Origin of the sequence: Enterobacter cloacae complex sp. 277I4 (assembly GCF_050031465.1) — a bacterium.
GTDB classification, from domain to species: domain Bacteria; phylum Pseudomonadota; class Gammaproteobacteria; order Enterobacterales; family Enterobacteriaceae; genus Enterobacter; species Enterobacter cloacae.
The window spans coordinates 3368938-3389505 of sequence record NZ_JBLGWC010000001.1; the positions used below are offsets into that span (position 1 = coordinate 3368938).

Below are 20568 nucleotides of genomic sequence, written 5' to 3' on the forward strand. Positions count from 1 at the left end.
CGCCATCCGGTCATTTTGTCACCCCTACCCAGTTCGCCATGACTTTTATCTCCCCACTGGCGCTGACCACGCCTTCCCAGTCAGAACCTGATACCGTTAAAGCAGAGCGAGAATCGTCCATCGGAAAGAGCAGTGATAAACGGGTATTGAAGTAACTCCCGTCATCAGTGTTGTTGGCGTCCCAGGGCGTTTGTTGCCACAGAGCATCATTCAGGCTTATGGCCGCTTCACCACAGCTATTTCTTGCCTGAGTCACACTACCTGACTGGTTGTTATACTCAAGATAGGCCGGTATCGGTACACTTACTCCACCTTGTGCGGACGTAAACAGGCAGTACGGCGTGTCATTTAACGTTGTGCTATCGCCAATAACTTGCGCGGTAATGCTGTCAGCCTGGCGAGGGCCTGAAACAGTAACGGTATAATCCATTCTTATTGGCGTATCCTCGCCAATAGTGCCGCTACCGCTAGCAGACGTTGTATTATTAGATGAAATAATACTTATCCCATACTCCTTAGGTACGATATTAAGCTGTAACGAAGGCGTGAACTGGTAATAACCTGACTCAGGTGTTAGAGCATTAGTAAACGCAAAGGTAAACGGCTGGCTATTCGTAATACTGACGCCCGCATTGACCAGATTTTTGAGAAATGTCTGCGACAAAAAGAGGTACACATATTCACCGCTGGTGGTGAACACGTTGTAATACGCCGTCGATGCACTGAAGTTATACCATGTGGAGCCATTACCGGAATACCGCACGGTGGCCGCTGCAGGGGTAAATCCAAGCGCTGTTGAATCCACATACGCCCTGAACGTCAATGATGCCGTCAGGTTAGCTGTCTGCTGAAGATTATAGCTGACCATTTTGCAGATAACACCGCTCACGTTACTGACGACGCCCAACTCACAGGCACCTGAATCATTGGTAATACTCGGCGTGCCGTCGCTGGCGATCCACAGTTCCTGGAAGGCGCTGGTCGATTCCAGTGCCAGATGGCCGCGTTTGGTTAACGTGTAGTTTACGTAGTTCCAGCGTCCTGAGGACTGATCTTTGCAGCGCTCGCCTGCCGCGTAATCATAATTGACCGAGGTATAACAGCGATTGAAAACATATGTTTCGCTACTTCCGGTGGCCATATTGCGGAAATATTCGTAGGCAGAGTCACTCAGGGAGGCAAACCCATATGCCCCGCCGACCACACCGGCGACAGACCCGACCTGAGCATGGTAGAAACCGTTGCTGTCCGTTCCCTGACCCGTAATATACCCTGTCGTTGGGCACTGCGTTCCACTGTAGCAACGAATACCGCTAAACGGTCCATCGATTGGGGAATTATCAATCCACATATCCTGATAGTTATTCGCCGGTGCCAGCCAACCTACGTAGCCTAAATAGCCTAGACTTACCTGGGAAGTTCCATATTTCACCCAGGTATTCGACCCGCTGAAACGTGGATCAAGCGAGGAAGGAGTAATAAAATACTCACCATCAATGGCATTTTCGATAAACATAAAATTATTACTGACAGATCCGGAGGATGTCGCCGTCAACGCTTTCGCTGTAAAGGGTGTTAAGGCACCGACAATGAGTAAAGGAATAATAATATTTGCACTTTTTTTCATAGAATTACCTCTTCGCCATTGTCGATTGCAGTGCACATTTAACATCACCCACCCACGCGGCCCCCCTGGCTTTATCCAGATCCAAATCGGCTTCACAGATACTTCCATTAGCTGATACCAGGGTAATGATGGGATACTTTTTATCGATATCGATCGCAAACTCACCTTTCCCGTCAGTCCGAGTTTTGCCTATGTGATTATGGATATCTGTGTTCGCCGCCAGTTGCCCATCGGGATAGCGGACGCGACCAAATACGGTCACCATACTTTTCACTTCCGGTGCAACAACGCTCACATTCCCTGGATACAAGTTCATCGCGTGTTTGCGTCCGGAAACAATATCGAAGCTGTCTTCGGAGTTCCGGTCGTTCATAATTTCCAGTTTGTATTGCGCATACGGAGGGAGCGCAATAAAGGTCGATTTACCGCTCAACAGGTAATTGCGGTTATTGACTTTTGCTGCCAGTTTTCCATCGCCTGCCAGACCCGTTTTAACAATGATCCCCGAGCGTTGTCGCTCATTACTCAGACCAACATCACCGCCAGCCCAGGCTATTGCCCCGAGAGAAGAGAAGTTCATGTTAGTCGAGTTATCTGCTGAACGAGTGACAGAGACCGTCCCGGCGTTATATTGGGTGCTGTAACTGACATTGCCATTGACGGAATAATCGTTGCCGTAATTCTGCTCTCCGCTCAGGCGCGTCGAGGCAGAAACGCCTGCTGAGGTGATTGGGCCATCTTTAAACTGTTTACGAGCGCTGATATTGCCCTGCGTCGCACCGTAACGATCGCGCGATGCGCCCACACTTAACCAGGAGGCCAGTGGTAACGAGAAGTCCAGGCTGACATAACGCTCCTGACGACCGTCATCATTCGTGTTGTTATAGAAGTAGCGCTGTACACCCGCCCGCAGACCGACAGTGGCATACCGTCCGGCATAAAGTGTTGTGCTGTAATCTATATTGCGATACTTATTGCCTGAATAGCGGTTTTCCGTCTGGCTTAGCGTTAGCGATCCTCCGTGTGGAATAACGCTTCCCAGGTTGATCGTGCCGCCAATGGAGTAGTTATCACGTTCTTGCACCGGCAAACGGTCACCAATTTTGCTGTCTTCCCGAGAGGCCCACACTGAGCCAAATCCACCGGGTGCGCTGACATTCACATTGCTGACATTTCGCCAGGTTCCATCATTTGTCAGCATCGTTTGCGCACCCACACTCACGTATTCGTTCACATTTAACGTGATATCAGTTTCGTTAACCGCATTGGAATCAAAACCGTAAAGCGTTGACTTCATATTCAGGCCGGAAAGCACCGCCAGCGTCAGAGAAGCCGCGCCCCCTCCAATCCAGCTCTGTTCACTGCCTAAGTCACGGTAATGATTGCGCTTATAACTGACGCGATCGTAATCAAGCGAACCGCCAAAGACCTGCCATGAGATCTCATGCAGCCCCGCCGCCTGCTGGCGTGAGAAGATTTTATTTACGCGACTCATGCGGGTATTGACCGTGCGCCCATTGACGACAATATCCACCGTAACGTCGTACACCCCGTAAGGGAAACGGCTGGTGTCAATTTCGTAGCTGCCCATGTTAAAGTTCTGAACGCTCAGCAGGCGTCCGTCACGAAATACATGCACCTCCCCTGCTGCCGGTAAAAAGACCGTAATCGGGGTCAGCGAAAGGGAGGTATTTTCGACAACGGTGCTGCCTTTATTTCCGTAGCTTGCACCGTAGATTTTTCCGCCGTTTAAGGCGTTAAGACTGGCAATAGACTGGACATTCCACGTATCAAGCATTCCTAATGCCAGGCGATAACCTTCGTAATCGCGCTCGTACATCGCCCGATAAACGTTGCTGGAACCATTACTTTCACCAATACCATATACCGAACCATTAATATTAAAATGGTGCTCACGAAGTGACGTTGTATTATCCAGCGTTAAATAGCTGCGTGAACTGTTGCCGTTTTGATAATCATTGTAATAGGTACCAAAACTGTAATTGAGCACGTTAGTTAACCGGTCAACGCTTGACGGACCTAACAAGGAGCTGCGCGCCACAACAGCCTCGGTCAACGCGTCCCTGCTGACGATCATCTCCAGGTGGAACGATGAAATGTTCAGTTGAAGACGTGCTTCAGGCGTAAGGGCAATAGCGGTGTTGTCTTTAAATTTCACATTGCCTATTTTTTCTACCATCTCGCGCGTTTTATCCGCCAGCACAGCATTGTTTGGCAAGTCAGAAACCATTATCGATTTGACTGTAATATTCCCGTCAACCAATGAGATCACCGCATCAGCAATTTTTTGCTGGCTTTTTTCGTCCGTCTCTTGATACCGAATAAACACCGGAACTGTCATCCCTTGCTCCAGAGAGCGCGCAAAAGTACCAGGAATGACATAATGACCAATTTTAACGGGGGCGGAATGAACTGCCCCTGGTGTTAACGCTAAAGAGAGAAATACACTCCCTCCAATAAAATATTTAAATGACATATGCATCCTTACACTTCAGCATTTTATTATTGGCACCGGTAATGGCGTCGTGCATTACTTCACTGTAATAAATTGCTTGCCATGCCAAATGCCAATACGAGTGCGGCTGTTTGATACATCGCTTTTTTGAAGCCTTATTTTGGTTCCAGGCATAACGTAATAGCGTTCCCGGCATCCCCGCCCCTGGTCCTGAGTGGGATCCTTACACACGCCATAGGCAATCACGCGGAAAGAGACATTGCCTGTGTTGATGATTAAATCGTCCTGACGACTGTAGTTGAAGCGCTCATTACGCGGAGCTACAACTAAAATAGTCCCAATTTCCGCTGATGCCGTTGCCGTCGCGGCTTTGCCCGCTTTCGTTGCTGCGCTTTCGCTCACAGGTTCATCAATCCATTGCAGGCGATAATAGCGTTCTTTATCATCCTCTGGCCCTTTATAGAAAAAGCGGAAAACATCTTTCGCGTCGCCTGGAAGAATAAGGCTGGCGGGTGTAGACAGTAATTCGCCTGGATTAATGCTTATTTCGGTGCCATCAGGCAACGGTGATGAGAGTCGTTTCACCGTAACGCTGACATAGCGTGCGGAATTCGTCGTGTTGATAATCTCTTTCGATAATGAACTCTGCTCGGAAGTCATTATCGACGTGATATCACCCACATTAATTGCCCAACTGGAAAAAGACGTAGCGATCCCCGCCAATATGGCAAAGGGTAAATATTTATTCATCAGTACATTCCTAAGAAATTCGGGAGAAAAATCTCCCGAATTTTTTTCATTCATTACGCAGGCGTGGTCCAGGTCGCGTTGAACTGTACTTTCACATCGCCTGTCCAGTAGCCATCAGGCAAAGCAGAATAGTCAGTGACAGCTGTTGAACCATCAGACGTCGCAGAGGCGATAGAGAACTTAAAGCTGGACTGATCGCTCACGCGTTCAGCACCGTTATAAGCACCGTCAGCCATCAGACTTTCCAGACCAGAAGTTGATGATGCATTAACCAGAACGGTTTCAGCGGAACTGGAAAGTGCATTACCGTTCCAGGCAACACCGACATCCAGAGTAGATGCATCGCCGCTTGCATTGGTTAGGGTATTGCTAATGACCTGTGCAGTCAGTTCAAAGTCGGTTGCACTTTCCTGTCCCTGGATCGTAATGTCAAAAGCACCATCCTGAGTATTAAAAGCATTCAGACCTTCCGCATACTGGAATGTCAGGGAGTTCAGCGGAGTAACAACCAGCATGCTAGTTGTATCTTTTGTTGCTGTAGCATCCCATGACGCAGTGGCAGATGCAGTAACATCAGCCATTGCATTTGCTGCTGCGAAAACAGAAACCAGAGAGGCCACCAGTAATAATTTTTTCATTTTCTTCTCCTAAGAACAAACGCGCAACCTGGCACTTTTCATAATAAGTAACCGGGAAGCTCCATTTAATTGCGAGCGAGAATTGCCGCGCCGAAAAATTATGTTCCGAGATATTGTTAACAGCAACAGCATGAAATTATCAAATCCTCAACATCATTAGGAATTTTCTTGTCTGGAAGATAAGTAAATGCCTACAGATTAGAACTTAAAACCATAAAAATTCATAATTAAGTTTTTAAATCTAAAAAATAATCAAATTATAGAATTTGCATCCATTCTTGCTTTTTGATGCAAATCAAAATTAAAAAAAGATTCAAAGGATTAAAAAACATTTCAAATCAATAAACTATGAAAACCCTCAGAAAAGAAAAAACTTGTTAAAAAAATGCTACAAAAACAACCCATTTTAGTAAAAAATGAAATATTCCTAACGCAAATAAATAAATCAAGGAAAATTCTTATACGCAACCTAAAAGTAATAACGCACGAGAAATTCATTATATTCGTGGTTATTTATAAAAATAAGAATATTCCGCGAATAATATAAAAATCCTGGTATTCGAATGATACGATTTATTTCGCGCATTTATCACAACGTGTTGCTGTTCTTCGCCGCTTTCACTCAAAGCGATGAGATAGCATCTTATACCCGTGCATACGGTGTCACATTGCCATCTCCGCCATTCAGACAATTCCCGACAGTCTTCCATATTTCCTCCATTTTTCTGCCGACTGACCTGACTAAACTAGTATCATTCCCCGAAGTGTTTCAGGATGAGAACGTATAACGATGAAAGGCAGTCATAAATCCCGCTGGGCAATCGCCGCTGGCATCATTGTGGTGGTCCTTGCCGCCGCCTGGTACTGGCACACTCAATCCGCCGAGCCTTCTACTCCGGCAGGGGCCAGCAGTCAGTCAAAACGCCCTGCGGGCGGGGGTCGTCACGGTATGCGCGGCGGCGCGCTGGCACCGGTTCAGGCGGCCACTGCGGTGAATAAAGCCGTGCCTCGCTATCTCACAGGCCTGGGGACCATTACCGCCGCCAACACCGTTACGGTACGCAGCCGCGTTGACGGTCAACTCATGGCGATCCACTTTCAGGAAGGTCAGCAGGTGAAAGCCGGCGATTTACTGGCCGAGATCGACCCAAGCCAGTTCAAAGTCGCCCTTGCCCAGGCTCAGGGGCAGCTTGCCAAAGACAAAGCCACGCTCGCTAACGCCCGGCGCGATCTGGCGCGCTACCAGCAGCTGGTGAAAACCAATCTGGTCTCTCGTCAGGAGCTGGACACGCAGCAATCGCTGGTCAGCGAAACGCAGGGCACCATCAAAGCTGACGAGGCCGCGGTGGCCAGCGCACAGCTGCAGCTCGACTGGAGCCGCATCACCGCGCCAATTGACGGACGCGTTGGCCTCAAGCAGGTCGATATCGGCAACCAGATCTCAAGCGGAGATACCACGGGCATCGTGGTCATAACCCAGACCCACCCGATTGATTTAGTCTTCACCCTGCCGGAAAGCGAAATTGCGACGGTGGTGCAGGCGCAGAAAGCCGGAAAGGGGCTGGTGGTGGAAGCCTGGGACCGTACCAACAAGCAGAAATTGAGCGAAGGTTCTTTGCTTAGCCTGGATAACCAGATCGACACCACCACCGGCACCATCAAGCTGAAAGCGCGCTTTAACAACCAGGACGACGCCCTCTTCCCGAATCAGTTTGTAAACGCACGCATGCTGGTGGCGACCGAAGAAAACGCGGTGGTGATCCCCACCGCCGCGCTGCAGATGGGCAACGAAGGTGACTTCGTCTGGGTGCTGAACAGCGACAATAAAGTCAGCAAGCACCTGGTGAAAACCGGGATTCAGGACAGCCAGACGGTTGTGATCAGCGCCGGACTCTCTGCGGGCGACCGCGTGGTGACGGACGGTATCGATCGTCTGACCGAAGGCGCCAAAGTCGAAGTGGTTGAACCCGCGAAACAGGGAGCGAACTCCTGATGCAGGTCATGCCGCCAGGCGCAACAGGTGGGCCATCACGCCTGTTTATTCTGCGCCCTGTTGCCACCACGCTGCTGATGGTGGCGATCCTGCTCGCCGGGATTATTGGCTATCGCTTCCTGCCCGTCTCGGCGCTGCCGGAAGTGGATTACCCCACCATTCAGGTCGTTACCCTCTATCCTGGCGCCAGCCCGGATGTGGTGACCTCCGCTATTACCGCTCCGCTGGAACGCCAGTTTGGTCAGATGTCGGGCCTGAAACAGATGTCATCGCAAAGCTCCGGTGGGGCATCGGTGGTAACGCTGCAGTTCCAGCTCTCGCTGTCGCTGGACGTGGCCGAGCAGGAGGTGCAGGCTGCGATCAACGCTGCCACCAACCTGCTGCCGTCAGACCTGCCTAACCCGCCGGTCTACAGCAAAGTAAACCCGGCGGATCCGCCGATCATGACCCTTGCTGTCACCTCTTCCGCCATGCCAATGACGCAGGTGGAAGACATGGTCGAAACCCGCGTGGCGCAGAAAATTTCCCAGGTCTCCGGCGTCGGGCTGGTAACGCTGGCGGGCGGACAACGCCCGGCGGTGCGCGTGAAGCTTAACGCGCAGGCCATCGCTGCGCTGGGGCTGACCAGCGAAACCATCCGCACCGCCATCAGCAACGCCAACGTTAACTCGGCGAAAGGCTCGCTGGACGGCCCCACCCGCGCCGTGACGCTCTCGGCTAACGATCAGATGCAGTCTGCCGATGAGTACCGTCAGCTGATTATTGCCTACCAGAACGGTGCGCCGGTACGTCTGGGTGACGTCGCCACCGTTGAGCAAGGCGCAGAAAACAGCTGGCTGGGTGCGTGGGCCAACAAACAGCAGGCGATTGTGATGAACGTGCAGCGCCAGCCGGGCGCTAACATCATTGAAACCGCCGACAGCATTCGCACCATGCTCCCGCAGCTTATTGAAAGCCTGCCCAAATCGGTCACTGTGAAGGTGCTTTCCGACCGTACCACCAACATTCGCGCGTCGGTTACCGATACCCAGTTTGAGCTGATGCTGGCGATTGCGCTGGTGGTGATGATCATCTATCTGTTCCTGCGCAACGTACCGGCAACCATCATTCCCGCCGTTGCCGTGCCGCTCTCGCTGGTGGGAACATTTGCCGTGATGGTGTTCCTCGATTTTTCGATCAACAACCTGACGTTGATGGCGCTCACCATCGCCACCGGCTTCGTGGTGGATGATGCCATCGTTGTGATCGAGAACATCTCGCGCTATATCGAGAAAGGCGAAAAACCGCTGGCCGCTGCGCTGAAAGGTGCGGGCGAGATCGGATTTACCATTATCTCGCTGACCTTCTCGCTGATTGCGGTGCTGATCCCGCTGCTGTTTATGGGCGATATCGTCGGGCGACTGTTCCGCGAGTTTGCCGTCACGCTGGCGGTCGCCATTCTGATCTCTGCCGTGGTGTCGCTGACCCTGACGCCAATGATGTGCGCCCGCATGCTGAGCCATGAATCCCTGCGCAAGCAAAACCGTTTCTCTCGCGCCTCTGAGCGGATGTTCGAACGGATCATTGCCGCTTACGGCCGGGTGCTGGCAAAAGTGCTTAACCACCCGTGGGCGACGCTCGGCGTGGCGCTCGGCACGCTGGCACTCAGCGTCATGCTGTGGATCGTTATCCCGAAAGGCTTTTTCCCCATCCAGGACAACGGCATTATTCAGGGCACGCTTCAGGCGCCCCAGTCGGTCTCCTTCGCCAGTATGGCGCAGCGTCAGCAGCAGGTCTCTGACATCATCATGAAAGATCCGGCGGTGGAAAGCCTGACCGCGTATGTGGGCGTCGATGGCACCAACCCGTCGCTGAACAGTGCGCGTCTGCAGATCAACCTCAAGCCGCTGGATGACCGCGACGATCGGGTCAACGCCGTTATTGAGCGGCTGCAAACTGCCGTGGCGCGCGTGCCGGGCATTGAACTTTACCTGCAGCCAATTCAGGATTTGACCATCGATACCCAGGTCAGCCGCACGCAGTACCAGTTCACGCTTCAGGCGACCAGCCTTGATGCGCTGAGCACGTGGGTACCGCAACTGGTCAACAAACTCAAGGCGCTGCCGCAGCTTTCTGACGTCAGCAGCGACTGGCAGGACAAAGGGCTGGCGGCATATGTGAATGTCAATCGCGATACTGCCAGCCGGCTGGGCATCACCATGTCCGACGTGGACAACGCGCTCTATAACGCCTTTGGTCAGCGCCTCATCTCCACCATTTATACCCAGGCGAATCAGTATCGCGTGGTGCTGGAACACAACACCGATAACACGCCCGGCCTGGCCGCGCTGGACTCGGTGCGCCTGACCAGCAAAGACGGTGGTATTGTGCCGTTAAGCGCCATAGCCAGCGTGGAGGAGCGTTATACGCCGCTGTCGATTAACCATCTCGATCAGTTCCCGTCCACCACCATCTCGTTCAACGTACCGGACAACTATTCGCTGGGTGAAGCGGTCGAGGCCATTCTGGGCGCGGAGAAAGAACTCAACTTCCCGTCTGATATTCAGACCCAGTTCCAGGGCAGCACCCTGGCGTTCCAGGCTGCGCTGGGCAATACCATCTGGCTGATCGTGGCTGCGGTGGTGGCGATGTACATCGTCCTTGGGGTGCTGTACGAAAGCTTTATCCACCCAATCACCATCCTCTCCACCCTGCCGACCGCCGGGGTGGGTGCGCTACTGGCCCTGATGCTGGCGGGCAGCGAACTGGACGTCATCGCCATTATCGGCATCATTCTGCTTATCGGGATCGTGAAGAAAAACGCCATCATGATGATCGACTTCGCCCTTGCCGCCGAGCGCGAGCAGGGCATGTCGCCGCGAGACGCCATCTTCCAGGCCTGTCTGTTGCGTTTTCGTCCGATCCTGATGACCACGCTCGCCGCCCTGCTGGGCGCGCTGCCGCTGATGCTCAGCACCGGCGTCGGTGCCGAGCTGCGCCGTCCGCTGGGTATCGGCATGGTCGGTGGTCTGCTGGTGAGCCAGGTGCTGACGCTGTTCACCACGCCGGTGATTTACCTGCTGTTTGACCAACTGGCCCTGTGGACCAAAAGCCGCTTCCCGAAACGTGAAGAGGAGGCGTAAGTGAAGTTTTTCGCCCTCTTCATTTACCGCCCGGTGGCGACGATTTTAATCTCGCTCGCCATTACGCTGTGCGGCGTGCTGGGCTTCCGCCTGCTGCCGGTGGCCCCCCTGCCGCAGGTGGATTTTCCGGTGATCATGGTCAGCGCATCGCTGCCGGGCGCGTCGCCGGAGACCATGGCCTCGTCGGTTGCCACGCCACTGGAACGCTCGCTCGGGCGAATTGCGGGGGTCAACGAGATGACCTCCAGCAGCTCGCTCGGCAGCACGCGCATCATTCTGGAGTTCAGCTTCGACCGGGATATTAACGGTGCGGCGCGCGACGTGCAGGCGGCGATCAACGCCGCGCAAAGCCTGCTGCCGAGCGGAATGCCAAGCCGCCCGACCTACCGTAAAGCCAACCCGTCCGACGCGCCGATCATGATCCTGACGCTGACCTCGGACACCTATTCCCAGGGGCAGCTCTACGACTTTGCGTCGACCCAGCTGGCGCAGACGATCTCACAAATAAACGGCGTGGGTGACGTGAGCGTTGGCGGTAGCTCCCTGCCCGCCGTGCGCGTCGGCCTGAACCCGCAGGCGCTGTTTAACCAGGGCGTGTCGCTGGATGACGTGCGCTCCGCCATCAGCAGCGCCAACGTGCGCAGGCCGCAGGGGGCGATAGAGAGCAACAGCCACCGCTGGCAGATCCAGACCAACGACGAGCTCAAAACCGCCGCCGAATATCAGCCGCTCATCATCCACTACAATAACGGCGCGGCGGTACGTTTAAGCGACGTAGCCAGCGTCACCGACTCGGTGCAGGACGTGCGCAACGCCGGGATGACCAACGCCAAACCGGCCATCTTGCTGATGATCCGCAAGCTGCCGGAAGCCAATATTATCGAAACGGTAAACAGCATTCGCGCGCGTTTGCCGGAGTTACAGAAGACCATCCCAGCCGCTATTGATCTGCAGATTGCCCAGGATCGTTCGCCGACCATTCGCGCCTCGCTTGAAGAGGTGGAACAGACGCTGGTGATCTCCGTCGGGCTGGTGATTCTGGTGGTGTTCCTGTTTCTGCGCTCGGGCCGCGCAACGCTTATTCCTGCCGTTGCGGTACCGGTGTCGCTGATTGGTACCTTCGCCGCCATGTACCTGTGCGGCTTTAGCCTGAATAACCTGTCGCTGATGGCGCTGACCATCGCCACCGGCTTTGTGGTCGATGACGCCATCGTGGTGCTGGAGAATATTTCCCGCCATCTGGAAGCCGGGGTAAAACCGCTGCAGGCCGCCCTGCAGGGCACGCGCGAAGTGGGCTTTACGGTGCTCTCCATGAGCCTGTCGCTGGTGGCGGTATTCCTGCCGCTGCTGCTGATGGGCGGGCTGCCGGGGCGACTGCTGCGCGAATTTGCCGTCACCCTTTCGGTGGCTATCGGCATCTCACTGATTATCTCGCTAACGCTCACGCCAATGATGTGCGGCTGGATGCTTAAGCGCAGCAAACCGCACTCGCAGCCGCGTCGTAAAGGGTTTGGTCGTTTCCTGTTGGCAATGCAGGAAGGGTACGGAAAATCACTGAAGTGGGTGCTCAACCACACGCGGCTGGTTGGTCTGGTGCTTGTCGGCACCATCGCGCTCAACGTCTGGCTGTATATCTCCATCCCGAAAACCTTCTTCCCGGAGCAGGACACCGGCGTGCTGATGGGCGGCATCCAGGCTGACCAGAGTATTTCCTTCCAGGCGATGCGCGGCAAGCTGCAGGATTTTATGAAGATCATCCGCGAAGACAAGGCGGTGGATAACGTCACCGGCTTTACCGGCGGGTCACGCGTTAACAGCGGCATGATGTTTATCACCCTTAAGCCACGCGGCGAGCGCAATGAAACGGCGCAGCAGGTGATAGACCGGCTGCGAATGAAGCTCGCCAAAGAGCCAGGCGCCAACCTGTTTTTGATGGCCGTTCAGGATATCCGCGTGGGCGGACGTCAGGCGAACGCCAGTTACCAGTACACCCTGCTCTCTGACGATCTGGCCGCGCTGCGCGAGTGGGAGCCCAAAATCCGTAAAGCGCTGGCCGCCCTGCCGCAGCTGGCGGACGTGAACTCCGATCAGCAGGACAACGGGGCAGAGATGGCGTTGACCTACGATCGTGAAACCATGTCGCGGCTGGGCATTAACGTTGAAGCCGCCAACAGTCTGCTGAACAACGCCTTTGGCCAGCGCGAGATTTCCACCATCTATCAGCCAATGAACCAGTACAAGGTGGTGATGGAAGTGGACCCGCGCTATACCCAGGACATCAGCGCGCTGGATAAAATGTTTGTCATTAACAACGACGGTAAAGCGATCCCGCTCTCTTACTTCGCCAGCTGGCGGCCCGCTAACGCGCCGCTCTCTGTGAACCATCAGGGGTTGTCGGCAGCGTCCACAATCTCCTTTAACCTGCCCACCGGCTCGTCGCTTTCCGAGGCCAGCGAGGCCATCGACCGTGCCATGACCCAGCTCGGCGTGCCCTCGACCGTGCGCGGCAGTTTTGCCGGGACCGCGCAGGTCTTCCAGGAGACGATGAATTCGCAGGTGATTTTGATTCTGGCGGCCATTGCCACGGTCTATATCGTGCTTGGCGTGCTGTATGAGAGCTATGTTCATCCGCTGACCATTCTCTCGACGCTACCATCGGCAGGCGTGGGGGCGTTGCTGGCGCTGGAGCTGTTTGGCGCGCCCTTTAGCCTCATCGCCTTAATCGGGATCATGCTGTTAATTGGTATTGTGAAGAAAAACGCCATCATGATGGTGGACTTTGCGCTGGAGGCTCAGCGTAACGGCAACCTGACTCCAGAAGAGGCAATTTTCCAGGCCTGCCTGCTGCGTTTTCGTCCGATCATGATGACCACGCTGGCGGCGCTGTTTGGCGCGCTGCCGCTGGTGATCTCCGGTGGCGATGGTTCAGAGCTGCGCCAGCCGCTGGGGATCACTATTGTCGGTGGGCTGGTGATGAGTCAGCTCCTGACGCTCTACACCACGCCGGTGGTCTATCTGTTCTTTGACCGCCTGCGTCTGCGTTTTTCACGTAAAGACAGAACCACGGTGACCGGGTAAATGACTGATCTTCCCAGTAACGTTCGCTGGCAATTATGGATAGTGGCCTTCGGCTTTTTTATGCAGTCGCTGGATACCACCATCGTCAACACCGCCCTCCCCTCAATGGCAAAAAGCCTGGGGGAGAGCCCGCTGCATATGCATATGGTGATTGTCTCCTACGTGCTGACCGTTGCCGTGATGCTCCCTGCCAGCGGCTGGCTGGCGGACAAAGTGGGGGTGCGCAATATCTTCTTCACCGCTATCGTGCTGTTTACCGCGGGGTCGCTGTGTTGCGCGATGGCGAATACGCTGGATCAGCTGGTGATGGCACGCGTTCTGCAGGGCGTTGGCGGAGCCATGATGGTGCCAGTCGGGCGACTGACGGTGATGAAAATCGTCCCGCGCGAGCAGTATATGGCGGCAATGACTTTTGTGACCTTACCAGGCCAGGTGGGTCCGCTGCTTGGTCCGGCGCTGGGCGGGATACTCGTGGAATATGCCTCCTGGCACTGGATTTTCCTCATCAACCTGCCGGTGGGCATTATTGGTGCTATCGCCACCCTGGCGTTGATGCCCAACTATACCCTGCAGACGCGGCGCTTTGATGTAGTCGGTTTTCTGTTGCTCGCCACCGGTATGGCGACGCTGACCCTCGCTCTCGACGGGCAAAAAGGGCTGGGAATCTCCTCCCTGACGCTCGCCATTCTGATCGTTATCGGGATGAGCGCCATTCTGTGGTATCTGTGGCATGCCAGAGGAAACGACCGGGCGCTGTTCAGCCTGACGCTGTTTAAAAACCCTACTTACCGGCTTGGCCTGTTCGGAAGTTTTGCGGGGCGCGTGGGCAGCGGCATGCTGCCGTTTATGACACCCGTGTTCCTGCAAATCGGTATGGGCTTTTCACCGTTTCACGCGGGGCTGATGATGATCCCGATGGTGCTGGGCAGCATGGGAATGAAGCGCATTGTGGTGCAGGTGGTTAACCGCTTTGGCTATCGCCACGTGCTGGTCACCGCCACGCTGGGGCTGGCACTGGTCAGCCTGCTGTTTATGGCCGTAGCGCTGATGGGCTGGTACTACGCTCTGCCGCTGGTGCTGTTCTGCCAGGGCATTATTAACTCCATGCGCTTCTCGTCGATGAACACCCTGACGCTGAAGGATCTGCCGGACGAACTGGCAAGCAGCGGCAACAGTCTGCTGTCGATGATCATGCAGCTCTCCATGAGCGTGGGGGTCACCATTGCCGGTTTACTGCTCGGCATGTACGGTCAGCACCATCTCAGCATCGACACGCCGGTGGCGCATCAGGTCTTTTTATACACGTATCTCAGCATGGCGGTTATCATCGCCCTGCCCGCTTTCATCTTCGCCCGTGTGCCGGATGATACCCGTAAGAACGTCGTTATCCGGCGCAGTAAAAGGAGTGGATCATGAAATTCTGGCGTCCGGGCATTACCGGTAAGCTCTTTCTGGCAATTTTTGCCACCTGTATTGTCCTGCTGATCACCATGCACTGGGCCGTACGGCTCAGCTTTGAGCGCGGTTTTATCGATTACATTAAGCATGGTAATGAGCAGCGCCTGCAGGGTTTGAGCGATGCACTGAGCGAGCAGTATGCCCAGCACGGGAACTGGCGTTTTTTGCGCAACAACGACCGTTTTATCTTCCAGATCCTGCGCTCGCTGGAGCACGATAGCGGCGATGACCGCCCCGGCCCGGGCATGCCGCCCCACGGCTGGCGCACCCAGTTCTGGGTGATCGACCAGGATATGCGCACGCTGGTTGGCCCTCGTGCGCCCATCCCTCCGGACGGCACCCGGCGGGCAATCAAAGTGAATAACGCTACCGTCGGCTGGGTTATCGCCTCGCCAGTGGAACGCCTGACGCGCAACACCGATATCAACTTCGATCGTCAGCAGCGCCGGGCCAGTTGGCTGATCGTCATCCTCTCCACGCTGCTGGCCGCGCTTGCCACCTTCCCGCTGGCGCGGGGCCTGCTCGCCCCGGTGAAAAGGCTGGTGGAAGGCACGCATAAACTGGCCGCCGGGGATTTTTCCACCCGCGTGGACACGCGCAGCCAGGATGAGCTGGGCAAGCTGGCGCAGGATTTTAACCAGCTCGCCAGTACGCTGGAGAAAAACCAGCAGATGCGGCGCGATTTTATGGCCGATATTTCGCACGAGCTGCGCACCCCGCTGGCAGTGCTGCGCGGCGAACTGGAGGCCATTCAGGATGGCGTGCGCAAGTTCACGCCCGAATCCGTGGCTTCGCTGCAGGCGGAAGTGGGTACGCTGACCAAACTGGTAGACGATCTGCACCAGCTCTCCATGTCAGACGAAGGGGCGCTGGCCTACCAGAAAGCACCGGTGGACGTGATCAACATTCTGGAGGTTATCAGTGGGGCTTTCCGCGAACGTTTTGCCAGCCGCAACCTGACCATTGACCTCTCCCTGCCGGACAGCGCGGTGGTGTTTGGCGATAAAGATCGTCTGATGCAGCTCTTCAACAACCTGCTGGAAAACAGCCTGCGATACACCGACAGCGGTGGCGGACTACACATCTCCGGCAAACAGGAAAACGGCCGCTTCGCCCTCACCTTTGCCGACTCCGCTCCCGGCGTGCAGGATGCGCAGCTGGAAAAACTGTTTGAACGTTTTTATCGCACCGAAGGCTCCCGCAACCGTGCCAGCGGCGGCTCCGGGCTGGGACTGGCGATTTGCGTTAATATCGTCGAGGCGCACAATGGCACCCTGCGTGCCGCCCATTCGCCTTTTGGCGGGGTTAGCATTACAGTAGAGTTACCGCTGGAACGGGATTTATCGAGAGAAGCATGACCGAATTACCGATTGACGAAAACACGCCACGCATTTTGATTGTGGAAGACGAGCCTAAGCTTGGGCAGTTACTGATCGACTATTTACGTGCGGCCAGCTACGCCCCGTCGCTTATCAGCCATGGCGATCAGGTGTTACCGTACGTGCGCCAGACGCCGCCGGATCTGATCCTGCTGGATCTGATGCTCCCCGGAACGGATGGCCTGACCCTGTGCCGGGAAATTCGTCGCTTCTCCGACGTGCCGATCGTCATGGTGACGGCAAAAATCGAAGAGATCGACCGCCTGCTGGGACTCGAAATTGGCGCGGACGATTACATCTGCAAACCCTACAGCCCGCGTGAAGTGGTCGCCCGCGTGAAAACCATTCTGCGTCGCTGTAAACCGCAGCGCGAGCTTCAGGTGCTGGACGCCGAAAGCCCGCTGATTGTTGATGAGAGCCGCTTCCAGGCCAGCTGGCGCAGCAAGCTTCTCGATCTCACGCCTGCAGAGTTCCGCCTGCTGAAAACCCTTTCCCACGAGCCGGGGAAAGTGTTCTCTCGCGAGCAGCTGCTCAACCACCTGTATGACGATTACCGCGTGGTGACGGACCGCACCATCGACAGCCACATCAAAAACCTGCGCCGTAAGCTGGAGGCGCTCGACGCCGAACAGTCATTTATTCGCGCGGTGTATGGCGTGGGATACCGCTGGGAAGCGGATGCGTGCAGGATTGCATAGCTAAACGCCCCCTCACCCTAACCCTCTCCACAAAGGGGTGAGGGGCAAAGCTTTACCTCCCTGCCCCGCGGCGCTACAATGCCCGCCCTTAAAGTGGGGGATCTCCCCTTACCGCTGCACCTGGTGCACGCGGATCTGACCTGTCATCAGAACGAGAATAAACATGTTTAAACCGGAACTCCTTTCCCCGGCGGGAACGCTGCAAAATATGCGTTACGCTTTCGCCTATGGTGCCGACGCCGTCTACGCGGGCCAGCCGCGCTACTCGCTACGCGTGCGCAACAACGAATTCAACCACGAGAATCTGCAGCTCGGCATCAACGAAGCGCATGCCCTGGGCAAAAAATTCTACGTGGTGGTCAACATCGCGCCGCACAACGCCAAGCTGAAGACGTTCATCCGTGACCTGAAGCCGGTGGTGGATATGGGGCCGGACGCGCTAATCATGTCGGATCCTGGTTTAATCATGCTGGTTCGGGAGAACTTCCCGGAGATGGATATTCACCTCTCCGTGCAGGCTAACGCCGTTAACTGGGCGACGGTCAAATTCTGGAAACAGATGGGGCTGACCCGCGTCATTCTGTCGCGTGAACTCTCTCTCGACGAGATTGAAGAGATCCGCACCCAGGTGCCGGATATGGAAATCGAAATTTTCGTTCACGGTGCGCTGTGCATGGCCTACTCCGGGCGTTGCCTGCTCTCCGGTTACATCAACAAGCGCGACCCGAACCAGGGCACCTGCACCAACGCCTGCCGCTGGGAATATAATGTCCAGGAAGGCAAAGAGGACGATATCGGTAATATCGTCCACAAGCATGAGCCAATCCCGGTTACGAACGTTGAGCCTACGCTGGGCATCGGCGCGCCAACCGACAGCGTGTTTATGATTGAAGAGGCCAAACGTCCGGGCGAGTACATGACCGCCTTTGAAGACGAGCATGGCACGTACATCATGAACTCAAAAGATCTGCGCGCCGTCGCCCACGTTGAACGTCTGACCCAGATGGGCGTGCACTCCCTGAAAATTGAAGGCCGCACCAAATCCTATTACTACTGCGCGCGTACCGCACAGGTGTACCGCAAAGCGATTGACGACGCGGCAGCCGGTAAACCGTTCGACACCAGCCTGCTGGAAACTCTGGAAGGTCTGGCGCACCGCGGCTATACCGAAGGTTTCCTGCGTCGTCATACCCATGACGACTACCAGAATTACGAGCACGGCTATTCTGTGTCCGAGCGTCAGCAGTTTGTCGGCGATTTTACCGGCGAGCGCAAAGGTACGCTGGCCGCCGTGGCGGTGAAAAACAAGTTCACCAAAGGCGACAGCCTGGAGCTGATGACCCCGCAGGGCAACATGAACTTCACGCTGGAACACCTGGAGAACGGCAAAGGCGAAGCGATTGAGGTTGCGCCGGGCAATGGCCATACCGTCTGGCTGCCGGTACCGGAAGAGGTGGAGCTGGAGTTTGCCCTGCTGATGCGCAATTTCAACGGTGAAAGCACCCGAAATCCGCATAGTAAATAGTCAACCAGGGAAATTTTTTCGCGCCGGGAAAATTCTTAGAATCGGATCACATACCGCTTCGTTCAATACGGGTATTATCCCCAGCGCTGAAAAACATAACCCATAAATGCTAGCTGTACCAGGAACCACCTCCTTAGCCCGCGTAATCTCCCTTACGTGGGCTTATTTTTTTAATGCTCTGTTTTTCGCCATTCTGCTGCACTTGCATGGAACATCTCCTGAGGAAATAAAATTACACTTTTGATGCCTGTAGGCGATCGCATCACCTTGTTTCTACAACAATCCATTTGAATCAAAAGATGTCAGGCCTTACCATCAATAACCACTCAAAAAGCAAGGGATTCTATATGTACACCTATAAGATGGTTCAGATTCCACCAAACATTTCTATCAAGGCAAAGGATAATAAAGATGGCATTGCAGCAGCGTATTTAGAGCAAGAAGTGAATTCCTGGGCTGCCGAAGGGTGGGAATTCCAGCGCGTTGATACAATCGGTATAGAAGAGCGGCCAGGGTGCTTTGGCGGAAATAAATCAACATTGACCCACTATTATGTCATTACTTTCAGAAAAGAAGTGACAGATACTTAAATGGCTTAGCATACATTTCATACTCTTATACCGTAACCATGCCCCAATGAGTATCCGTAATCGCTGCCGCCATACTCCTTCCTGCTCAAAGTACACGCTGATTAGCCTGAAGCGGTTCGGTTTTCTGAAAGGGTGGAGATTGGGATTACAACGCATTTATCGCTGTCGTCCTCCTCATGGAGGTTTCGATTACCCTCCTCATAAATGAGTCTAAATTGGAAAGGCCTCCAGATAAAATTGGCGGCCTTATTTTTCCCTTTCATCCTGTTCTTACCCGCTTTTTTCCGCACTGCTATACACTCTTACTAACGCTAAAAAAGGGAGCAGCGAGGATGGCAACCTATCCAGACAGTTTATTGATTCTCAATGGTAAAAGTGCAGGCAACGATCTGCTGCGTCAGGTAATCACTGATTTACGGGAAGACGGGGCGCGGATCCATGTACGGGTCACGTGGGAAAAAGGCGACGCGGCACGGTACATCCATGAAGGCCTGACGTTGGGTGTCGAGACCATCATCTCCGGCGGCGGCGACGGCACCATCAATGAGATCGCCTCTGCGCTTGTCGACCTGCACACCGAAGACCGCCCGGTGATGGGCATTTTACCGCTCGGTACCGCCAATGATTTTGCCACCAGCGCTGGCATTCCGGAGGAGTTAAGTAAAGCCCTGCAACTGGCGATCCTTGGCAAAGCTACCGCCGTGGACATTGCGCAGGTGAATGACAAAACCTGCTTTATCAACATGGCGACGGGCGGGTTCGGCACGCGGATCACCAGCGAAACGCCGGAAAAACTCAAAGCGGCGCTGGGCGGTGTCTCTTATCTGATCCACGGTCTGATGCGTATGGACACCCTCAAGCCTGACCGCTGCGAAATTCGCGGCGAGGATTTCCAGTGGCAGGGAGACGCGCTGGTGATTGGCATTGGCAACGGTCGTCAGGCAGGCGGCGGGCAGCAGCTTTGCCCGGAGGCGCTGATTAATGACGGTCAGCTTCAGCTGCGTATTTTCACCGGCGACGGCCTGCTGCCCGCGCTATTTACCACACTGACGCAGCCCGAAGAGAGCCCAAACATTATTGCCGGAAAATCCGCGTGGTTCGAAGTGAATGCCCCGCACGGGATGACGTTTAATCTGGATGGGGAACCGTTGAGCGGGGAGCATTTCCGCATAGAGGTATTGCCCGGCGCGCTGCAGTGCCGGTTGCCGCCGGATTGTGTGCTTCTGCGCTAATC

The 20568-nt window shown here is 54.8% G+C and carries 14 protein-coding genes; 10 read left to right on the top strand and 4 right to left on the bottom strand.

What is annotated here, in order from left to right; translation table 11 throughout:
* Positions 1-10: 10 nt before the first annotated feature.
* From ACQG19_RS16530 to ecpA, 4 genes are read right to left on the bottom strand one after another with little or no spacing between them, the layout of a single operon-like run.
* Positions 11-1627 carry a hypothetical protein gene (locus tag ACQG19_RS16530; protein ID WP_023622609.1) on the bottom strand — a complete coding sequence of 539 codons (1617 nt, stop codon included), beginning with the start codon at positions 1625-1627 and terminating at the stop codon, positions 11-13.
* A gap of 4 nt (positions 1628-1631) precedes the next feature.
* Positions 1632-4124 (bottom strand): TcfC E-set like domain-containing protein, encoded by a 2493-nt coding sequence (locus ACQG19_RS16535; RefSeq protein WP_222168766.1) that lies wholly within the window; start codon positions 4122-4124, stop codon positions 1632-1634.
* A 54-nt stretch (positions 4125-4178) separates the two neighbouring features.
* On the bottom strand, positions 4179-4853 hold the full coding sequence (locus ACQG19_RS16540) for a hypothetical protein (protein WP_038420149.1): 675 nt from the start codon (positions 4851-4853) through the stop codon (positions 4179-4181).
* A 53-nt stretch (positions 4854-4906) separates the two neighbouring features.
* Positions 4907-5491 carry a common pilus major fimbrillin subunit EcpA gene (gene ecpA / locus ACQG19_RS16545; RefSeq protein ID WP_013097898.1) on the bottom strand — a complete coding sequence of 195 codons (585 nt, stop codon included), beginning with the start codon at positions 5489-5491 and terminating at the stop codon, positions 4907-4909.
* A 790-nt stretch (positions 5492-6281) separates the two neighbouring features.
* On the opposite strand from ecpA, the gene ACQG19_RS16550 reads away from it, so the two are divergent.
* The 10 genes from ACQG19_RS16550 to yegS all read left to right on the top strand — a co-directional run bounded on the left by ACQG19_RS16550 (position 6282) and on the right by yegS (position 20566).
* Positions 6282-7484: an MdtA/MuxA family multidrug efflux RND transporter periplasmic adaptor subunit gene (locus ACQG19_RS16550; RefSeq protein ID WP_194500541.1), complete on the top strand. Its 1203-nt coding sequence runs from the start codon at positions 6282-6284 to the stop codon at positions 7482-7484.
* Positions 7484-10606: an MdtB/MuxB family multidrug efflux RND transporter permease subunit gene (locus ACQG19_RS16555; RefSeq protein WP_040022498.1), complete on the top strand. Its 3123-nt coding sequence runs from the start codon at positions 7484-7486 to the stop codon at positions 10604-10606. Before ACQG19_RS16550 ends, ACQG19_RS16555 begins: the two co-directional genes overlap by 1 nt.
* Entirely contained in the window at positions 10607-13684 is a 3078-nt protein-coding gene (gene mdtC, locus ACQG19_RS16560) for a multidrug efflux RND transporter permease subunit MdtC (protein ID WP_038420154.1), read from the top strand.
* Positions 13685-15100 carry an MFS transporter gene (locus tag ACQG19_RS16565; RefSeq protein WP_058678666.1) on the top strand — a complete coding sequence of 472 codons (1416 nt, stop codon included), beginning with the start codon at positions 13685-13687 and terminating at the stop codon, positions 15098-15100.
* Positions 15097-16500 carry a two-component system sensor histidine kinase BaeS gene (gene baeS, locus ACQG19_RS16570; protein WP_013097903.1) on the top strand — a complete coding sequence of 468 codons (1404 nt, stop codon included), beginning with the start codon at positions 15097-15099 and terminating at the stop codon, positions 16498-16500. The genes ACQG19_RS16565 and baeS overlap by 4 nt, the downstream gene beginning before the upstream one ends.
* Entirely contained in the window at positions 16497-17219 is a 723-nt protein-coding gene (gene baeR / locus ACQG19_RS16575; RefSeq protein ID WP_013097904.1) for a two-component system response regulator BaeR, read from the top strand. The genes baeS and baeR overlap by 4 nt, the downstream gene beginning before the upstream one ends.
* A gap of 163 nt (positions 17220-17382) precedes the next feature.
* Positions 17383-18744 (top strand): tRNA 5-hydroxyuridine modification protein YegQ, encoded by a 1362-nt coding sequence (gene yegQ, locus ACQG19_RS16580; protein WP_029881788.1) that lies wholly within the window; start codon positions 17383-17385, stop codon positions 18742-18744.
* Positions 18745-19091: 347 nt separating this feature from the next.
* On the top strand, positions 19092-19334 hold the full coding sequence (locus ACQG19_RS16585; protein ID WP_246932228.1) for a DUF4177 domain-containing protein: 243 nt from the start codon (positions 19092-19094) through the stop codon (positions 19332-19334).
* A gap of 10 nt (positions 19335-19344) precedes the next feature.
* The gene (yidD, locus tag ACQG19_RS16590; protein ID WP_350415377.1) at positions 19345-19542 is read left to right on the top strand and encodes a membrane protein insertion efficiency factor YidD; all 198 of its coding nucleotides are present in this window, start codon (positions 19345-19347) and stop codon (positions 19540-19542) included.
* A gap of 124 nt (positions 19543-19666) precedes the next feature.
* Complete coding sequence (yegS, locus tag ACQG19_RS16595) at positions 19667-20566, top strand: lipid kinase YegS (protein WP_139936621.1); 900 nt, start codon at positions 19667-19669, stop codon at positions 20564-20566.
* The last annotated feature ends 2 nt before the right edge of the window (positions 20567-20568 follow it).